Annotated in this window: 19 protein-coding genes; 8 read left to right on the forward strand and 11 right to left on the reverse strand. The window is 60.4% G+C overall.

Annotated features, from left to right (window positions below; translation table 11 throughout):
* Window positions 1-113: 113 nt before the first annotated feature.
* Entirely contained in the window at window positions 114-1313 is a 1200-nt protein-coding gene (locus RYC17_RS15915) for an MFS transporter (RefSeq protein WP_122257998.1), read from the forward strand.
* 169 nt (window positions 1314-1482) lie between these two features.
* Here the strand turns inward: RYC17_RS15915 and arfB are convergent, their stop codons facing one another.
* From arfB to RYC17_RS15955, 8 genes are all read right to left on the reverse strand, one after another.
* Window positions 1483-1896, reverse strand: a complete 414-nt coding sequence (gene arfB, locus RYC17_RS15920; RefSeq protein WP_003314723.1) for an alternative ribosome rescue aminoacyl-tRNA hydrolase ArfB — start codon at window positions 1894-1896, stop codon at window positions 1483-1485.
* Window positions 1897-1927: 31 nt separating this feature from the next.
* Window positions 1928-3337: an amino acid permease gene (locus tag RYC17_RS15925; protein ID WP_316903719.1), complete on the reverse strand. Its 1410-nt coding sequence runs from the start codon at window positions 3335-3337 to the stop codon at window positions 1928-1930.
* Window positions 3338-3608: 271 nt separating this feature from the next.
* Window positions 3609-4835, reverse strand: coding sequence for a 23S rRNA pseudouridine(2605) synthase RluB (gene rluB / locus RYC17_RS15930; RefSeq protein WP_005781848.1), 1227 nt, complete (start codon window positions 4833-4835; stop codon window positions 3609-3611).
* 184 nt (window positions 4836-5019) lie between these two features.
* Window positions 5020-5211, reverse strand: coding sequence for a DUF1289 domain-containing protein (locus tag RYC17_RS15935; RefSeq protein ID WP_005767716.1), 192 nt, complete (start codon window positions 5209-5211; stop codon window positions 5020-5022).
* 319 nt (window positions 5212-5530) lie between these two features.
* Window positions 5531-6298, reverse strand: a complete 768-nt coding sequence (gene scpB, locus RYC17_RS15940) for an SMC-Scp complex subunit ScpB (RefSeq protein WP_122257994.1) — start codon at window positions 6296-6298, stop codon at window positions 5531-5533.
* A gap of 15 nt (window positions 6299-6313) precedes the next feature.
* Window positions 6314-7012, reverse strand: a complete 699-nt coding sequence (locus RYC17_RS15945; RefSeq protein ID WP_193600917.1) for a segregation and condensation protein A — start codon at window positions 7010-7012, stop codon at window positions 6314-6316.
* Window positions 7013-7131: 119 nt separating this feature from the next.
* Window positions 7132-7761, reverse strand: a complete 630-nt coding sequence (locus RYC17_RS15950) for an L-threonylcarbamoyladenylate synthase (RefSeq protein ID WP_002554456.1) — start codon at window positions 7759-7761, stop codon at window positions 7132-7134.
* A 13-nt stretch (window positions 7762-7774) separates the two neighbouring features.
* Window positions 7775-8638 carry a PHP domain-containing protein gene (locus RYC17_RS15955; protein ID WP_122257992.1) on the reverse strand — a complete coding sequence of 288 codons (864 nt, stop codon included), beginning with the start codon at window positions 8636-8638 and terminating at the stop codon, window positions 7775-7777.
* A 65-nt stretch (window positions 8639-8703) separates the two neighbouring features.
* On the opposite strand from RYC17_RS15955, the gene RYC17_RS15960 reads away from it, so the two are divergent.
* From RYC17_RS15960 to RYC17_RS15985, 6 genes are all read left to right on the forward strand, one after another.
* Window positions 8704-9300 (forward strand): septation protein A, encoded by a 597-nt coding sequence (locus tag RYC17_RS15960; protein ID WP_002554458.1) that lies wholly within the window; start codon window positions 8704-8706, stop codon window positions 9298-9300.
* Window position 9301: 1 nt separating this feature from the next.
* On the forward strand, window positions 9302-9601 hold the full coding sequence (locus tag RYC17_RS15965; protein ID WP_058399942.1) for a YciI family protein: 300 nt from the start codon (window positions 9302-9304) through the stop codon (window positions 9599-9601).
* A gap of 143 nt (window positions 9602-9744) precedes the next feature.
* Window positions 9745-10158 (forward strand): hypothetical protein, encoded by a 414-nt coding sequence (locus RYC17_RS15970; protein ID WP_058399941.1) that lies wholly within the window; start codon window positions 9745-9747, stop codon window positions 10156-10158.
* Window positions 10159-10165: 7 nt separating this feature from the next.
* On the forward strand, window positions 10166-10843 hold the full coding sequence (locus tag RYC17_RS15975) for a response regulator transcription factor (RefSeq protein WP_058399940.1): 678 nt from the start codon (window positions 10166-10168) through the stop codon (window positions 10841-10843).
* Window positions 10844-10952: 109 nt separating this feature from the next.
* A complete protein-coding gene (locus tag RYC17_RS15980) occupies window positions 10953-11465 on the forward strand; it encodes a Spy/CpxP family protein refolding chaperone (protein ID WP_058399939.1) in 513 nt (170 codons plus the stop codon).
* Between the two features lie 86 nt (window positions 11466-11551).
* Entirely contained in the window at window positions 11552-12901 is a 1350-nt protein-coding gene (locus tag RYC17_RS15985) for a sensor histidine kinase (protein ID WP_058399938.1), read from the forward strand.
* Here the strand turns inward: RYC17_RS15985 and RYC17_RS15990 are convergent.
* Window positions 12898-13458 carry a nitroreductase family protein gene (locus RYC17_RS15990; RefSeq protein WP_316903723.1) on the reverse strand — a complete coding sequence of 187 codons (561 nt, stop codon included), beginning with the start codon at window positions 13456-13458 and terminating at the stop codon, window positions 12898-12900. The genes RYC17_RS15985 and RYC17_RS15990 overlap by 4 nt on opposite strands.
* Window positions 13459-13631: 173 nt before the next feature.
* Between RYC17_RS15990 and RYC17_RS15995 the strand changes: the two genes are divergently transcribed.
* Window positions 13632-15086 carry a TrkH family potassium uptake protein gene (locus RYC17_RS15995; protein ID WP_004665905.1) on the forward strand — a complete coding sequence of 485 codons (1455 nt, stop codon included), beginning with the start codon at window positions 13632-13634 and terminating at the stop codon, window positions 15084-15086.
* Window positions 15087-15285: 199 nt separating this feature from the next.
* On the opposite strand, the gene RYC17_RS16000 is transcribed toward RYC17_RS15995, so the two are convergent.
* Both RYC17_RS16000 and RYC17_RS16005 read right to left on the reverse strand, forming a co-directional pair.
* Window positions 15286-16824 (reverse strand): DHA2 family efflux MFS transporter permease subunit, encoded by a 1539-nt coding sequence (locus RYC17_RS16000; RefSeq protein ID WP_005731352.1) that lies wholly within the window; start codon window positions 16822-16824, stop codon window positions 15286-15288.
* Window positions 16825-16887: 63 nt separating this feature from the next.
* Window positions 16888-18096: an HlyD family efflux transporter periplasmic adaptor subunit gene (locus tag RYC17_RS16005; RefSeq protein WP_230016582.1), complete on the reverse strand. Its 1209-nt coding sequence runs from the start codon at window positions 18094-18096 to the stop codon at window positions 16888-16890.
* Between the last annotated feature and the right edge of the window lie 54 nt (window positions 18097-18150).

An 18150-nucleotide genomic window follows, 5' to 3' on the forward strand; every position in this document is an offset into this window, starting at 1 on the left:
TTCGTTGCACCTGCACCACGCGATGCGTCGGTATGATGAGCACTTCGAGAGCTTGCTAAGGGTTTTCCCTGCCCGCTCGAACGCCATACCCGCACAGAACGAAAGCCTGCCCCATGCCCGAGACACAGCAAACCACGCCGCAAACCCCTATGGCTGTTACCCAGACCGTCATTTCCATCGTGATGTTCACGTTCATCGGCTACCTGAATATCGGTATTCCGCTTGCCGTATTGCCAGGCTACGTCCACAGCGATCTGGGCTTCGGCGCGGTTATCGCAGGCCTGGTGATCAGCGTGCAGTACCTGGCGACATTGATCAGTCGACCATGGGCGAGCCGTATCATCGACAATCTGGGCAGCAAGAAAGCCGTGCAGATCGGCCTGACCGGCTGCGGGCTGAGCGGTATATTCATGCTGGTGCCGGTCTGGCTGGACAGCTGGCCGATGGCGAGCCTGATCATTCTGCTGATTGGCCGGGTGATTCTCGGCAGCGCGGAAAGTCTGGTAGGTTCGGGTTCGATTGGCTGGGGCATTGGCCGGGTCGGCGCGCAGAACACTGCCAAAGTGATCTCCTGGAACGGTATCGCCAGCTACGGCGCTCTGGCCATCGGCGCACCGCTGGGTGTCTGGATGGTTAACTCGCTCGGGTTGTGGACAGTGGGGGTCAGCATCATGCTGCTCTGCGCACTGGGCTTATACCTGACCTGGCACAAGCAGGCCGCACCGATTGTGCCGGGTGAACGGTTGCCCTTCATGCATGTGCTGGGGCGAGTGTTTCCACACGGCATGGGCCTGGCGCTGGGCGGCATTGGCTTCGGCACCATCGCAACCTTTATCACCTTGTACTACGCGAGCAACCACTGGCCGAATGCGGCGCTGTGCCTGACCCTGTTCGGTGGCAGTTTCATCGCGGCGCGCCTGCTGTTCGGCAACCTGATCAATCGTCTGGGCGGCTTTCGGGTGGCGATTGTCTGCCTGTCAGTGGAAAGCCTGGGGCTGTTGCTGCTGTGGATGGCCCCCACTCCGGAGCTGGCACTGGCTGGCGCGGCGTTGACCGGTTTCGGGTTCTCGCTGGTGTTCCCGGCGCTGGGCGTGGAAGCTGTGAACCTCGTCCCTGCCTCCAGCCGCGGCGCAGCGGTGGGCGCTTACTCGCTGTTCATTGACCTGTCCCTGGGCATCACCGGCCCACTGGCAGGCGCGATTGCCGCAGGCTTCGGCTTTGTCTCGATCTTCCTGTTCGCGGCACTGGCGTCACTTACCGGGCTGGCGTTAAGCGTCTATCTGTACAAGCAGACGCAGGTGGTACGCCACTGATGGTCGGTTCCGGTCATCGCTCAGACGCTTTAGCGTCGTAACGCTCTGCGTCGCAAAGAGGACGCAGAGCGTCCGGAAAGGCATGCGACGCAGAGCGCCGCACGATAGTGCGATTATCGGTAATGCATTTCGCGACGCTCTGCGTCCGATCTTGAAGGGCCAGCTGTACTCAGAAATCCACTTTCCCGCGTCCGGCCTTGATCGAGCCGCGTTTGCTCTTGGACTCCAGGCGGCGGGTCTTGGAACCCAGGGTCGGCCGTGTCGGGCGGCGTTTCTTTTCGACTTTGGCGGCGTTGACGATCAGTTCGCTCAAGCGCAATAACGCGTCGGCGCGGTTCTGTTCCTGAGTGCGGTATTGCTGGGCCTTGAGCACGATCACACCATCGCTGGTGATGCGACTGTCACTCAACGCCAGCAGCCGCTCCTTGTAGAACGGCGGCAGCGACGAGGCGTTGATGTCGAAACGCAAATGCACGGCGCTGGAGACCTTGTTGACGTTCTGCCCACCCGCGCCTTGGGCGCGAATGGCAGTCAGCTCGATCTCGGCGTCCGGCAAATGGACATTGTTGGAAATCACCAGCATCGGGGCATCTTCTTTTCTGCAACAGGCACGGTTATTTGCCAGTCTCGGCATTCACGACAACGCTACGCCTGTTCTTGGCTCGATAACACACCCACATGACCGCCAGCCAGACCGGTATCGCGTAAACCGATATCTGGATGCCGGGAATCATCAGCATGATGCCGAGGATAAACAGCACAAACGCCAGACACACGTAGTTGCCGTAGGGATACCACAGCGCCTTGAACAGCGGCACTTGGGCGGTGCGGTTCATGTGCTGGCGGAATTTCAGATGCGAATAGCTGATCATCGCCCAGTTGATGACCAGTGTGGCCACTACCAGCGACATCAACAGCTCCAGTGCCTGCTGCGGCACGAAGTAATTGAGCAGAACCGCCACCACGGTCACCGCGGCAGACGCAAAGATAGCCTTGACCGGCACCCCGCGCCTGTCGACCTGCGCCAGCGCTTTCGGCGCATCGCCCTGCTCGGCCATGCCTACCAACATGCGGCTGTTGCAATAAGTGCCGCTGTTATAGACCGACAGCGCTGCAGTCAGTACCACGAAGTTCAGGATATGCGCCGCCGCATCGCTGCCCAGCATCGAGAACACCTGCACGAACGGGCTGCCGCTGTAGGAATCGCCAGACGCATTGAGACTGGCCAGCAGGCTGTCCCAGGGCGTCAGCGACAACAGCACCACCAGCGCGCCGATGTAGAAAATCAGGATGCGGTAGATGACCTGGTTGATTGCCTTGGGGATCACGGTCTTCGGCTGTTCGGCTTCGGCAGCGGTGAAACCGAGCATCTCCAGCCCGCCGAAGGAGAACATGATGATTGCCAGCGCCATCACCAAGCCGCCGACGCCGTTAGGGAAAAACCCGCCATGCTCCCAGAGGTTAGTCACAGAGGCCTGCGGGCCACCGCTGCCACTGACCAGCATGTAACTGCCCAGCGCGATCATGCCGATGATCGCCACCACCTTGATGATCGCGAACCAGAACTCGGTCTCGCCGAACACCTTGACGTTGGTCAGGTTGATGGCATTGATCAGCACGAAGAAGGCCGCTGCGGATACCCAGCCCGGGATGTCCGGCAACCAGTAATGGATGTATTTGCCGACGGCGGTCAACTCGGACATGCCGACCAAAATGTACAGCAGCCAGCAATTCCAGCCTGACAGGAACCCGGCGAAACCGCCCCAGTAGTTGTGCGCGAAGTGGCTGAACGACCCGGCGACCGGTTCTTCGACGATCATCTCGCCCAGCTGGCGCATGATCATGAAGGCGATGAAGCCGCAGATGGCATAACCGAGAATCATCGAAGGCCCGGCCGATTTCAGCACGCCCGCCGACCCGAGAAACAAGCCAGTGCCGATAGCGCCGCCCAGAGCAATCAGCTGAATGTGCCGATTCTTCAGACCGCGCTTCAATTCACCCGAAGGTGCAGTTGTTTCACTCATTCGATAGCTACCTGATTGTTCTTGTTCTGTGACCGAAAAGGACCTGCCGCGCTTGTGACGCAACAGAATTGCAGCACTACGGACGGATAGCCCGAAGCATTGAGCAGCAATGATTCACAGAAAAAAGCGCGGCATTGTACACCTGCATCCAGGTTGAGGTTTGAAACAGGGAAATGAATGCGCCGGGGCTGTATGACAAGGTTTTTCACATCGCCCTAAACGACAACGCCAGCCCTCGGGGCTGGCGTTGCCATTCATTCACACCACAGGATCACTCAGGCTTGCGACGACCGAAGCCAGGGCGCTGACCCGAACCTGCCGGTGGACCGCGACGCTTGCCTGACGGTGCATCGTCGTTGACCAGCTTGATGCCGACACGCTTTGGCCCAGGCTTGGCAGGACGCTTGTTCATCTCGCTAGGACGCTCGGCGACCGGTGTGCCACGGCTGTTGTCCGCCGGGCGCGGTGCACGCGAACCGGGCTTGCCCGAATCCTTGCGCGGCGAAGGACGCTGCGTGGAATCGCCGCCACGCGGACGATCACGTTCGCTGCCGGTAATTTGCGGCTGACGCGGTGCGCGGTCGCCAGTCGCCGGAGCGCCAGCAGCAGGACGCAAGGTGCGAACGCGCTCGCCTTTGCCCAGAGGGCGCGACGATTGACGCTGCAGACGTTCCATCTTGTCTTTGGTCTTGGCATTCATCTGCGGCTGGGCCACAGGTTGCAGACCGACTTCGGCCGCCAGAATGTCGACTTCGTACTGGCTCATTTCGCGCCAGCGGCCCATCGGCAGGTCGGAGTTGAGGAACACCGGCCCGTAACGCACACGCTTCAGACGGCTGACAACCAGCCCCTGGGATTCCCAGAGACGGCGTACTTCACGGTTACGACCTTCCATCACCACGCAGTGATACCAGTGGTTGAAACCTTCGCCGCCCGGTGCCTGCTGGATATCGGTGAAACGTGCCGGACCGTCTTCGAGAATCACACCATTCTTGAGGCGCAGCAGCATGTCATCATCGACTTCGCCACGCACACGAACTGCGTATTCGCGGTCCATTTCAAACGACGGGTGCATAAGACGGTTGGCCAGCTCACCGTCAGTGGTGAACATCAGCAGACCGGTGGTGTTGATGTCGAGACGGCCGATGTTGATCCAGCGACCCTCTTTTGGGCGCGGCAGACGATCGAACACGGTCGGACGGCCTTCAGGGTCGTCACGGGTGCAGATTTCGCCATCGGGCTTGTTGTACATGATCACGCGGCGAACCGTTTCGGCTGCTTCTTCGCGCTTGATGACGCGACCATCGACACTGATGGCGTCATGCAGATCGACGCGTTGACCGAGGGTCGCGTCCTTGCCATTGACCTTGATGCGGCCTTGGGTAATCCAGGCTTCTACGTCACGGCGTGAACCCACGCCAATGCGCGCCAGAACCTTCTGCAGCTTTTCGCCTGCGGGTCCGATTTCCTGGCTGTCCTGCTTGTCTTTTTCACTCATCTGGGCACCTCCCGGTGTGTCGAATCAGGGCTGGCCGAGAACCGGCAAGACCTGTGCCCGGCGCGCTGTGGATAGCGGCAGGGCGAAATACTTGAAAGCCCGGGCGACACTTGATCGCCGAGGGTCGGCCATGATACGCCTCTGCGCCGGTTTACGCATCCAGCGTCAGTGACAAATGCCCGAATCACTTCTTCTTTTTACGACCGGCGGTCTTGAGCTTCGCCAGCCGCTTGGCGGACTCATCGAGTACCGTGCGCTTGTCATCCTTGTCGAGTTTCTTCCAGGCCTTGATTTCACGCTTGCTGCGGCCACAGCCCAGGCAGATATCATCATCGAACTTGCACAGACTGATGCAGGGGTTCTTGGTCGAACTCATGGGCAGCGGCTCTCATGGCAAGGGATATCGTATGTGACTCTGGGCAGGCGTATGAATTCGACCGGAGTGCGCTGGGCGTTGGCACTACAGTCCTGATTATCGTTCTGCACGCTCCAGGACGAGGTATCAAGAGGACGCAGAGCGCTCATGACTACATACAGGTCATGTGGGAGCGAGCTTGCTCGCGAAAGGGCCCGTACAGAATCCGAAAATAGCGAGCCTGCACCATCGCCTTCGCGAGCAAGCGAAGCGTCGCCCGGCTCGCTCCCACGAGACTTGTTTATCACGCTGAACGCTTCAGCGTGGGAGCGCGAGTCAATCAGACCTCATCGTCGCCTTTGTCGTCTTCAGGCTCTGGCTCCGCCCGCAGCAGGTCGTCAAAGTCGGTCTTGAGGCCTTGCTCCATCGAATCCAGTTCCACCAGCAGGCTGCGGAAGCTGGTTTCGTCGCGAGGCGCTTCGGGCTCTGCATCCGGGTCGAGGCTGGCGTCGGCCAGGGCTTGCAGGTGCGCGGGTACGGGGGCGTCTTCGAAATCCAGGACCGGCTCGGTTTCCATCTCGCGCAGGTCGGCCAGCGGTGGCAGCTCATCGAGGCTTTTGAGGTTGAAGTGGTCCAGAAACCCCTTGGTGGTCGCGAACATCGCCGGCTTGCCGGGCACGTCACGGTAGCCCACCACCCGAATCCACTCGCGTTCCAGCAGGGTCTTGACGATGTGGCTGTTCACCGCAACACCGCGCACCTCTTCAATTTCGCCCCGCGTGATCGGCTGGCGATAAGCGATCAAGGCCAGGGTTTCCAGCATGGCGCGGGAGTAACGCTGCGGCCGCTCTTCCCACAGCCGTCCGACCCAGGGGGAAAACCGGTCACGAATCTGCAGGCGATAACCCGAAGCGACTTCCTTGAGTTCGAAAGCACGCCCCTCGCAAGACTTACGCAGCACCTCCAACGCTTTTTTGAACACCGGCGGTTCGGGACGCTCGCCCTCTTCGAACAGCTCATAAAGCCGCTCCAGTGTCTGCGGCTTTCCGGAGGCCAGCAGAAAGGCTTCAAGCAACGGGGCCAGTTCACGCGGTTCGTTGAGGTTCATGGGTGTGTTCTTGCTCTACTCGGCTCGCGCCCGGACATGGATCGCCGCAAAGGGCTCGTTTTGGACCAGCTCGACAAGGGATTCCTTGACCAGCTCCAGCACCGCCATAAATGTCACGACCACACCCAGACGCCCTTCTTCTGCGGTAAACAGCTCGGCGAACGGCACAAAACCGCTGCCCTTGAGACGTTCCAGCACGTCGCTCATGCGCTCACGCGTCGACAGCGCCTCGCGGCTGACCTGATGGCTTTCGAACATGTCGCCGCGGTGCAGCACGTCGGCCATCGACATCAGCACTTCTTCAAGACTGACATCCGGCAGCAACTTGCGCGCACGTGCTTCGGGGGCGTCCAGTTTCGGTACGATGACATCGCGGCCGACCCGGCTCAGGCCGTCAATACCTTCGGCAGCGGCCTTGAAGCGCTCGTATTCCTGCAGGCGGCGAATCAGCTCGGCGCGCGGGTCGCCTTCTTCCTCTTCGACTTCCGCCGAGCGCGGCAGCAGCATGCGCGACTTGATCTCAGCCAGCATGGCGGCCATGACCAGGTATTCGGCCGCCAGCTCCAGGCGCACGGTTTTCATCAACTCGACGTAACCCATGTACTGCTTGGTGATCTCTGCCACGGGAATATCGAGGATGTCGATGTTCTGTTTGCGGATCAGGTACAGCAGCAGGTCGAGCGGCCCCTCGAACGCTTCAAGAAAGACCTCCAGCGCATCGGGCGGGATGTACAGGTCCAGCGGCATCTGCGTGACCGCACGCCCGTAGACCAGCGCGAACGGCAGCTCCTGCTGGGCGTCTGCCTGGCTGTCGACTGCCTCGACGACGGTCATTAAGCGCGTTCACCGAACGGCGTTGGATCACCGCAGCCGACCCGAACCACCTCGGGCTCTCCACCGGCCAGGTTGATGACCGTGGACGCCGAAATACCGCCGATCCCGCCATCAATGATCAGGTCCACCTGATGCTCGAGAATCTGGCGCATCTCGTAGGGATCGCTGAGCGGCACAGTGTCACCCGGCATGATCAGGCTGACGCTCATCAGCGGCTCGCCCAATTGCTCGAGCAAGGCCTGGGCAATGGGATGGCTCGGCACGCGCAGGCCAATAGTGCGGCGCTTGGGGTGCAGCACCAGGCGCGGCACCTCGCGGGTGGCGTTGAGAATAAAGGTGTAAGGCCCTGGGGTGTGCGCCTTGAGGGCACGGAAAGCGCCAGTGTCGACCTTGGCAAAAAGCCCCAGTTGCGACAGGTCGCAGCACATCAGGGTGAAGTTGTGCTTGTCGTCCAGCTGACGCAGGCGGCGGATACGCTCGATGGCGCTCTTGTCACCGATCTGGCAACCCAGCGCATAGGACGAATCTGTCGGGTACACCACCAGCCCGCCGGCTTTTATGATTTCCGCGGCCTGTTTGATCAGGCGCGGCTGCGGGTTTTCCGGATGGACCTGGAAAAATTGACTCACGGTAACTTCCTGTTCAGACGGCGGCAGTAGGCTGTTCATGTTTAAATCTGCACCACAAAGGCGGTAGATCTTCAGGCACGGGACGATAAGTGCCGATCTCGCCCCAGTTGCCAGGACCGTGGAAGTCGCTGCCGGCAGAAACCAGCAGACCGAACTCGCGTGCAAGGATGGCCAGGGTCCCCACCTGATCGGCAGGCTGCATGCCATTGACCACTTCTATGGCGTGCCCACCAGCCTGGACGAAATCGCTGACCAGTTTACGCCGTTTACTGCGGGTAAAGTCATAATGTGAAGGATGCGCGAGGCTGACCCATGCACCCGACGCCCGCAAGGTGGCGACGGTTTCTTCCAGCGTTGGCCAGTGCTGCTTCACATCGCCCAGTTTGCCAGCACCCAGCCATTTACGAAACGCCTCGGCGCGGTCCTTGACGAAACCTGCGCGCACCATGAAGTCAGCAAAGTGTGGACGCGCAGGCGCATTACCGCTGTCACCCAGTTCCTGCTGGATCGCGCGAGCGCCTTCCAGCGCGCCAGGCATACCTTTGATCGCCAATTTGCGGCTGATTTCTTCCGCACGCAGCCAGCGCCCTTCATGCAAACGCACGATGGCTTCGGTCAGCGCCGGTGCCTCGGTATCGAATCCATAGCCCAGAATATGGATGGTCGCACCGCCCCAGGTGCAGGACAGCTCCACCCCATTGACCAGCTGCATGCCCAATGAATGCGCTGCCGCGCGGGCCTCTTCAAGCCCTTCGAGGGTATCGTGGTCGGTCAGCGAAAGGACGCGCACGCCATTTTCATGAGCACGGGCAACCAGTGCCGTGGGCGAGAGCGCCCCGTCGGAAGCGGTGCTGTGGCAGTGCAGGTCAACATTCATAGTGGTGCTTTCGTGTTCATTGATGTTTGTTATTATGCCGCCACATCCTGCTTCTGGCTGCCATTGTGAAACAATTCATCGACTTCATCCCGCTGCTCCTGTTTTTCATCGTTTACAAAACCGAGCCGCGTGCCGTGGATATCCTCGGCAATACCTATATGGTAGGCGGCATTTTCAGCGCAACGGCGATGCTGATCATCAGTTCGGTGGTGGTCTACGGCATTCTTTACCTCAAACAGCGCAAGCTGGAAAAAAGCCAGTGGCTCACACTGGTCGCCTGTCTGGTGTTTGGCAGTCTGACACTGGCCTTCCACAGCGAAACCTTCCTGAAATGGAAAGCCCCGGTGGTCAACTGGCTGTTTGCCGTGGCCTTCGCTGGCAGTCATTTCATCGGTGACCGCCCGCTTATCCAGCGCATCATGGGCCACGCGCTGACCCTGCCAGCGGCGATCTGGACCCGGCTCAACATCGCCTGGATCGTATTCTTCCTGTTCTGCGGCGCGGCCAACCTGTACGTGGCCTTCACCTATCAGGAATTCTGGGTCGACTTCAAAGTATTCGGCAGCCTGGGCATGACCCTGATCTTCCTGGTCGGCCAAGGGATCTACCTGTCACGCCATCTGCACGACACCGCTCCCAATACGACCAAATCCGAGGACTGACATGCTCTACGCAATCATCGCCACCGACGTCGAAAACTCGCTGGAAAAACGCCTCAGCGTGCGCCCGGCACACCTTGAGCGCTTGCACGCGCTCAAGGACGCAGGCCGTCTGGTACTGGCCGGTCCACACCCGGCAGTCGACAGCAACGACCCGGGTGCTGCCGGTTTCAGCGGCAGCCTGATCGTGGCCGAGTTTGAATCGCAAAGCGCCGCCAAAACGTGGGCCGAGGCCGATCCATACGTTGCAGCAGGCGTCTATGCCAATGTCGTGGTCAAGCCGTTCAAGCAAGTCCTGCCCTGATCCCCTTCTCTGACATACATACACGCTCTGCTTCAACCGAGGCAGAGCCGTGTTGAACCCCGCCTCTTGCTCATCCTTCCCGACACACTGCCGATAACCTGCTCAATGTGCGAATTTACACGGCTCGGGAAAAGGGAGTTCAGATGCGTTCAGGTACGTGGTGTCTGTTGGCAGTTTTGATGGCGACAGGGTTTCAGGTGAACGCCGAGACGGTCACTGAGAGCGGCGCAGTGCAGCCTTTGCACCTGCCCAGCCCCGCCAATCAGATTGCCGACCTTCAGTTGCGGCTCAAGGACAGCGAGCGTCAGCGCGACGAGCTGACACGGCAGTTGCAAAACGTCGACCCGGAACGCGACAACGCCTTGTTGACACGTTTGCGCCAAGAGAACCAAAAGCTCAAGTTGCAGCTCAAAGAAGCACTGTCGGCAGCGCCTCCTCGCTTGCTGACCGAGCAACAACAATGGTTCGTCGCAGGCGGTGGCGTTGCGATGTTCGCCCTTCTGTGCGGTATATTGGTCAGTGGTTGGCGTAGGCAACGTCGGCAGTGGCTAAATTGAGTGAGTCATGAGCGAGCTGTTACTAATTGATGATGATCAGGAGCTGTGCGAGCTGCTGAGCAGTTGGCTGAGCCAGGAAGGTTTTCAGGTGCGCGCCTGTCACGACGGCGCCAGTGCGCGTCAGGCTCTGGCCGATGAAGCTCCGGCGGCCGTGGTGCTGGACGTGATGCTGCCTGATGGCAGCGGCCTGGAACTGCTCAAGCAATTGCGCAATGACCATCCGGACCTGCCGGTGGTCATGCTCTCGGCACGCGGCGAACCGCTGGACCGCATTCTGGGCCTTGAACTGGGCGCTGATGACTACTTGGCAAAACCCTGCGACCCGCGTGAGCTCACCGCCCGCCTGCGCGCCGTGCTGCGTCGCAGCCACCCGGTGGCGTCGTCTACGCAACTGGAACTGGGCGACCTGACCTTCAGTCCGATGCGCGGCGTGGTCAGTGTCGACGAAAAGGAACTGACCCTCACCGTCTCCGAAAGCCGTCTGCTTGAAGCACTGATGCGCCAGCCCGGCGAACCACTGGACAAGCAGGAGCTGGCGCAACTGGCGCTGGGCCGCAAACTGACGCTCTACGACCGCAGCCTGGACATGCACGTCAGCAACCTGCGCAAGAAAATCGGCCCTCACGCTGACGGTCGCCCACGCATCGTCGCCCTGCGCAGCCGCGGCTATTATTATGCTTTGTAAGTATCTGCCCCCTTACACAAGCTTTACCAAGCGCTGACTGCGCTTGACCTTGATCTCCCTAAACTGGGCTCATCGGCATCGAGCCGCACTAGAGACAAGGAGATACACCATGCGCAAGACCCTGATCGCTTTGATGTTCGCCACTGCCCTGCCCACCGTTGTCATGGCTGCACCACCACCTCCGCCAGCGGGTGGCCCTGACGCAGACGCGCCGGCAATGCGCCTTGATCGTCCTGATCGTGGCCCAGGTCCAGACATGCGTCGCGGCCCTATGGGCGAGCCAGGCCCTGGTCCGGAAATGCGTCGAGGCCCCGGCCCTCTGCGAGACCTGGACCTGAGCCGTGAACAGCGTCAGCAGATCGACCGGCTGATGCGCGAGCAGAAGCACGAACACCATGAGATCACTCAACGCTATCTGGACAAGATGCCTGCCCCCGAGCAGAAAGCGATGTACAACGAAATCAATGCCAAGCGCGCCGAGACCGACAGCGCCATTCGTGTACTGCTGAGCCCTGAACAGCAGAAGCAGTTCGACGAAATCAAGAAACGGCAGGACGAGCGTCGCGCCGAATGGGCCGAATTCAAAGCCTGGAAAGCGGAAAAAGCTGCAAAGATGCAGTAATGGTCAGGCCGTCTGGCCAGATGACTTGAACCAGACCCGGCATGCATACGCATGCCGGGCTTCTTTATTGAGATCGAGGGAATCCTGTGCGTTCATTGTTCTGGCGAATCCTGGCCAGCTTCTGGCTGGCCATTGCTCTGGTGGGAGGCCTGTCGGTGCTCGTCGGGCACATGCTCAATCAGGATGCATGGATTCTCAATCGTCATCCGGTGCTCAACTCACTGCCGGAACAATGGACCCAACGCTTCGAAGAAAAGGGCGCGGATAACGCTCAGGATTTCCTTCAGGATATCAAACGACGCAATCGTATCGATGTTCAGGTGCTGAGCGACAGCGGCGAGCCTATGGTGCGTGGCACTTTCCCGCCACGCGCCGCTGCGCTCGAAGCGCGCCAGCAGGCCGACGAGGATCAGGGCCGCAAACTGCCCTGGCGCCGTCTGGCAACCGAATACAGCAGTCCGAAAACCGGTGAAACGTACCTGTTCATCTACCGCGTTCCGCACCCGGAGCTCGACGAGTGGCACCGTCAGAGCCTGATGTGGCCGCTGAGTGCGCTGGGTATTGCGCTGGTGGTGCTGACCCTTTTCAGCCTGTTCGTAACGCTCTCGATCACCCGACCGCTGAGCCGTCTGCGCGGCGCGGTGCATGATCTGGGGCAGACCAGCTATCAACAGCACAGCCTCGGCCAACTGGCCAACCGGCGTGACGAATTCGGCGTGCTGGCCACTGACTTCAACCGTATGGGCGCACGCCTGCAAAGCCTTATCGGCAGCCAGCGGCAGCTGTTGCGTGATGTGTCACATGAACTTCGTTCGCCACTGGCCCGGCTGCGTATCGCCCTGGCGCTGGCTGAACGTGCGGAGCCTGCCGAGCGTGAAAAGCTCTGGCCACGGTTGGGTCGTGAGTGTGACCGGCTGGAGGCGCTGATCAGCGAGATCCTGGCCCTGGCGCGCCTCGACGCCGAGCTTCGCGGCCCTGAGCCCGTCGACCTCGAAGCGCTGCTGCAGCGCCTGAAGAACGATACTCAACTGGACGGTATCGACCAGAACATTCGCGTCGAGGTGCAGGACAACCTGCAGTTCAAAGGCTGGCCGGACATGATCGAACGTGCGCTGGACAACCTGCTGCGCAACGCGCTGCGCTTCAACTCCACCGGTCAGCGCATCGATCTGCAGGCAACTCAGGTCGGCGATTACGTCCGTCTGAGCGTCCGCGATCATGGCCCGGGGGTTGCCGACGAACATCTGGCACAACTGGGCGAGCCGTTTTATCGCGCGCCCGGCCAGACGACGCCGGGACACGGTCTGGGCCTGGCGATTGCAAAACGTGCAGCGGAACGGCATGGCGGCAGCCTGATACTGGGCAATCACCCGGACGGCGGCTTCATTGCCACGCTGGATCTGCCCAGAGAACCGCTCAGCTCATCATCTGTTTAGCCTTGCCACTCGCTGACAAACCCGCCAACGTCGACTTTCGGGGCTTCGCGCGGCGGGTTCTGCGGGGTGCCGAGGTATAGAAAGCCAATCACCTCTTCGTCGGCCTCAAGCCCGAACCCTTTGGCGACGTGTGGCGTATAGCACAGCTCACCCGTCCTCCAGACCGCGCCGACACCCAGTGCATATGCCGCCAGCAACACGCCGTGGGCGGCGCACCCGGCGGTGATCATCTGTTCCGAACGCGGAACCTTGAAATGGTCTTGCAAGCGAGCGATCACCACCACGACCAAGGGTGCGCGCAACGGTCCCAGACGGGCCTTTTCCAGCGCCTGCGGGGTAATCTCACCGCTACTTTGCTGCAGCGCTTCCACCAACAGCTCGCCCATACGCTCACGGGCCGTACCTTCGACGGTCAGGAAACGATAAGGCTTGAGCTGTCCATGATCCGGTGAGCGCAGCGCCGCACCGAACATGATTTCCCGCTGCGCAGCATCCGGGACCGGGTCGACCAGTCGCGGAACCGATACGCGATTGAGCAAAACGTCGAGCGCCTGCATGGGCGGTCTCCTTGAAAAGTGATCGAGCATTCTAGAGCCTGTTTACCTTCAATAACGAGCGCGACGGACAATTCCTTACCCACTCTGTCGAACCTTGCCCCTGGCTGCACTGGTTTACATGCCTTCAAGCGCGGGTAGAATGGCGCCTTCCCTCACACCCGCCCGAGCCATTCATGTCGTTGCCGACCTTTCGCATCATCGGTTTCATTATCGGCATCTTCCTGATCACCCTGGCTGTCGCCATGATCGTGCCTATGGCCACGCTGGTCATCTACGACCGTTTCGAGGACCTGCGCGAGTTTCTGTGGGCCAGCGCCATCACCTTTATCGCCGGCCTGGCGCTGGTGGTGCCCGGACGCCCCGACAACGTCCAGTTGCGCCCGCGGGACATGTACATGCTGACCGTCTCCAGCTGGATCGTGGTGTGCATCTTCGCCGCCCTGCCCTTTCTGCTGACCCAGCACATCAGTTACACCGATTCGTTCTTTGAAAGCATGTCAGGCATCACCGCCACCGGTTCCACCGTGCTCAGCCATCTGGACAGCATGTCACCGGGCATTCTGATCTGGCGTTCGATGCTGCACTGGCTTGGCGGTATCGGCTTCATCGGTATGGCCGTGGCGATTCTGCCGTTGCTGCGCATTGGTGGCATGCGCCTGTTCCAGACCGAATCCTCGGACCGCTCGGAAAAGGTCATGCCCCGCTCGCACATGGTGGCCAAGTTCATTGTGCTGGCCTACGTCGGCTTTACCGCGCTGGGCAGCCTGGCCTTCTGGGCGGCGGGCATGAGCCTGTTCGATGCGATCAACCATGCGATGTCGGCCATTTCCACGGGCGGGTTCTCTACCTCCGACCTGTCGCTGGCCAAGTGGCCGCAGCCTGCGGTGCATTGGGTCGCGATTGTGGTGATGATCCTCGGCAGCCTGCCCTTTACCCTGTATGTCGCGACCCTGCGCGGTAATCGCAAGGCGTTGATCAAGGATGAGCAGGTGCAGGGGCTGATCGGGCTGCTATTGGTCACCTGGCTGGTAATGACTGTCTGGTACGCCAACACCACCGACCTGCCGTGGACCGAGGCGCTGCGTCATGTGGCCCTGAACGTGACGTCGGTGGTGACGACTACCGGTTTTGCACTCGGTGACTACAGCCTGTGGGGCAACTTCTCGCTGATGCTGTTCTTCTATCTGGGTTTCATCGGCGGCTGTTCGGGCTCGACGGCGGGCGGGGTGAAGATCTTCCGCTTTCAGGTCGCCTATATCCTGCTCAAGACCAACCTTAACCAACTGATTCACCCACGCGCGGTGATGAAGCAGAAATACAACGGCCATCGACTGGACGACGAAATCGTTCGCTCGATTCTGACCTTTTCGTTTTTCTTCACCATCACTATCTGCCTGATCGCACTGATGCTGTCGCTGCTCGGGCTGGACTGGATGACTGCACTGACCGGCGCTGCCAGCACTGTGTCCGGCGTAGGGCCGGGGCTGGGCGAGGTGATTGGGCCTGCGGGCAACTTCTCTACCCTGCCCGATGCTGCCAAATGGATTCTGTCCGGCGGCATGCTGCTCGGCCGCCTGGAGATCATTACCGTGCTGGTACTGTGTGTACCGGCGTTCTGGCGGCATTGAGGTCTGGCTGGGCGCAGGAGCGGACCGGACCGGACCGGACCGGACGACGCTTCGCTTATTCGCGAAGACGGCATTTGATTTATAGTTCCCACGCTCCGCGCAGTAATGCAGTCGCACTCTGCATCGTCAATGCCATCGCGGTTGAAAAGCGCCTTGGGGCAATTTGGCCAAGGCACGGTTCAGCCAGGCGCATAAGCTACTAGTGCCCGCCCCCCGCCGCTGGCCCCGCCTTGGCACCAAACGGCGGTTTGGCCAGCCAGACAAGCAGAATCAGCCCCGCAAATACCCAGCCCAGCAGGTAGAAGTAGTCCACCGTGGACATCATGTAGGCCTGTGCGTTGAGGGTGCGTTCCAACTGGGCGTAGGCCTGCGGGCTCGCGCCGCCCAGGCTGTCGAGGGCGTGCCGGGTTGTCGGGTCGAAGGTGCTGATGTTTTCACTCAGGTAAGCATGATGCTGGTTGGCGCGACGGATCCAGATCCAGGTGGTCAGCGACGCCGCAAAACTGCCGCCCAGGGTGCGCAGGAAGGTCGCCAGTCCCGAGCCATCGGCAATCTGATTGGGCGGCAGGTCGGACAGCAGAATGCTCAGGGTGGGCATGAAGAACAGCGCCACACCAATGCCCATGAACAACTGCACCATTGCCACGTGCTCGAAGTCCACGTCAGTGTTGAAGCCGGCACGCATGAAACAGCTCAGCCCCATCGCCAGAAACGCCAGCCCTGCCAGCAGACGCAGGTCGAATTTGTGCGCGTACTTGCCGACAAAGGGCGACATCAGCACCGGCAGGATGCCAATCGGTGCGACGGCTAGCCCCGCCCAGGTCGCGGTGTAGCCCATCTGGGTCTGCAACCACTGCGGCAGAATCAGGTTGATACCGAAGAAGCCTGAATAGCCGCCGATCATGACCAGCGTACCGATACGGAAATTGCGGTAGGCAAACAGCCGCAGGTTGACGATCGGATGCTTGTCGGTCATTTCCCAAATCACGAAGAAGACCAGCGCGACCAGCGAAATCAGCGAACCGAAGATGATGAAGTTCGACTCGAACCAGTCCAGATCATTGCCCTTGTCGAGCACTATCTGCAGCGCGCCGACACCGACAATCAAGGCCAGCAAGCCGATGTAATCCAGCGGTTGATGAGCAGTGCTGACCGGCCTTTTAGCCATCTGCGAACGCACCACCAGCACCGCGAACAGGCCGATGGGGATGTTGATAAAGAAAATCCACGGCCAACTGTAACTGTCAGTGATCCAGCCACCGAGGATCGGCCCGGCGATAGGCGCAACCACCGTCACCATCGCCAGCAATGCCAGCGCCATGCCCCTTTTCGCCGGAGGATAAACCGCGATCAGCAATGTCTGGCTCATCGGATACAGAGGACCGGCCACCATGCCCTGCAACGCCCGGAACCCCACCAGTTCCGGCATGGATTGGGAAATGCCACACAAAAACGACGCCATCACGAACAGAATGGTTGCCCACAGAAACAGCTTCACCTCACCAAAGCGACGACTGAGCCAGCCGGTCAGCGGCAAGGCAATCGCGTTGCTGACTGCGAACGAGGTAATCACCCAGGTGCTCTGCTCGGAGCTGACCCCCAGGTTGCCGGCAATGGTCGGCAACGCCACGTTGGCAATCGTGGTATCGAGCACCTGCATGAAGGTCGCCAGCGACAGACCGATGGTGCACAGCAACAGGCTTGGCGGGGTAAAAGAAGCGGGGGCGTTGTTGCTCATCGCAAATCCCTGAAGACGAGTGCGACACCCCGGCCAAGTGGCCGGGGTTCACGGATTGGCGGTTCAGCGCTGAACGGCAGTCTTGCCACTGGAAGCACTGTTCTCGTGAATCAGACGGGCGATCAACGCATCAGCGTCGGCCAGCTGCGCGGCGTAAACCTGAGTGCTGAAAGCGGCCTGCTTGCGCGGCTGTTGCGCCAGCACCGGACCGCTCTGGTCATGCAGATTGACCTCGACGGTGGTCGACAGACCGATGCGCAACGGATGCTTCGCCAGCTCTTCAGGGTTGATATGTACACGGACCGGCACACGCTGGACGATCTTGATCCAGTTACCCGTCGCGTTCTGTGCCGGCAACAGCGCAAAGGCACTGCCGGTGCCTGCGCCCAGGCTGTCGATGGTGCCGCTGTACTTCACATCGCTGCCATACAGGTCGGAGCTGATTTCCACCGGCTGACCAATGCGCATCTTGCCCAGTTGGGTTTCCTTGAAGTTGGCATCAATCCACAACTGATCCAGCGGGATCACAGCCATGGTCGCGGTGCCCGGCTGAATGCGCTGGCCCAGTTGCACGCTGCGCTTGGCCACATAACCGGTGACCGGCGCTACCAGCGTACTGCGTGCATTGGCCAGAAAGGCCTGACGCAACTGGGCGGCAGCAGCCTTGACGTCGGGATGTGAGGAGACAACCGTGTCATCGACCAGCGCCACGCTGGTGCTCAACTGCTGCTGAATATTGTTCAACTCACTTTGCGCGCTGGTCAGGCTGTCTCTGGAATGCGACAGCTCTTCCTGGGAAATCGCCCCGCCCGCGGCCAGACTGCGCCGCCGGTTATAGTTCTCCTGAGCGGTCTGCACGGCGGTACGCTGCGCAGCCAGTTGTGCCTTCATGCCATCGACATTGCTGTATAAACCACGCACCTGACGTACAACCTTGCCCAGATTGGCCTCGGCGCTTTGCAGCGAGACTTCGGCGTCGCTCGGGTCGAATTTGAGCAGTACCTGCCCTTCGTGCACCAGATCCCCGTCATCGGCACCAATGCTGATAACGGTTCCGGTGACCAACGGGGTGATTTCGACGACGTTGCCATTCACGTAGGCGTCATCAGTCTCTTCGCTCCATTGGCCGTAAAACTCGTACCAGGCCCAGATGGCCAAACCAAGAATCACGACGATGACGGCGAGCCCGATCAGCAGGAACTTGCGCTTGCCGGGCTTCGGCGTTTGCTGTGAGGACTGGGCAGATGTGTTTTCAGTGGCGGCAGTGGCCATGGCAGTTACCTTTTTATCAGCGAAACGGCGAGACAGGGACGAGGGGCAGGCGCA

Origin of the sequence: Pseudomonas syringae group sp. J248-6, assembly GCF_032586995.1 — a bacterium.
Classification (GTDB): Bacteria; Pseudomonadota; Gammaproteobacteria; order Pseudomonadales; family Pseudomonadaceae; genus Aquipseudomonas; species Aquipseudomonas amygdali.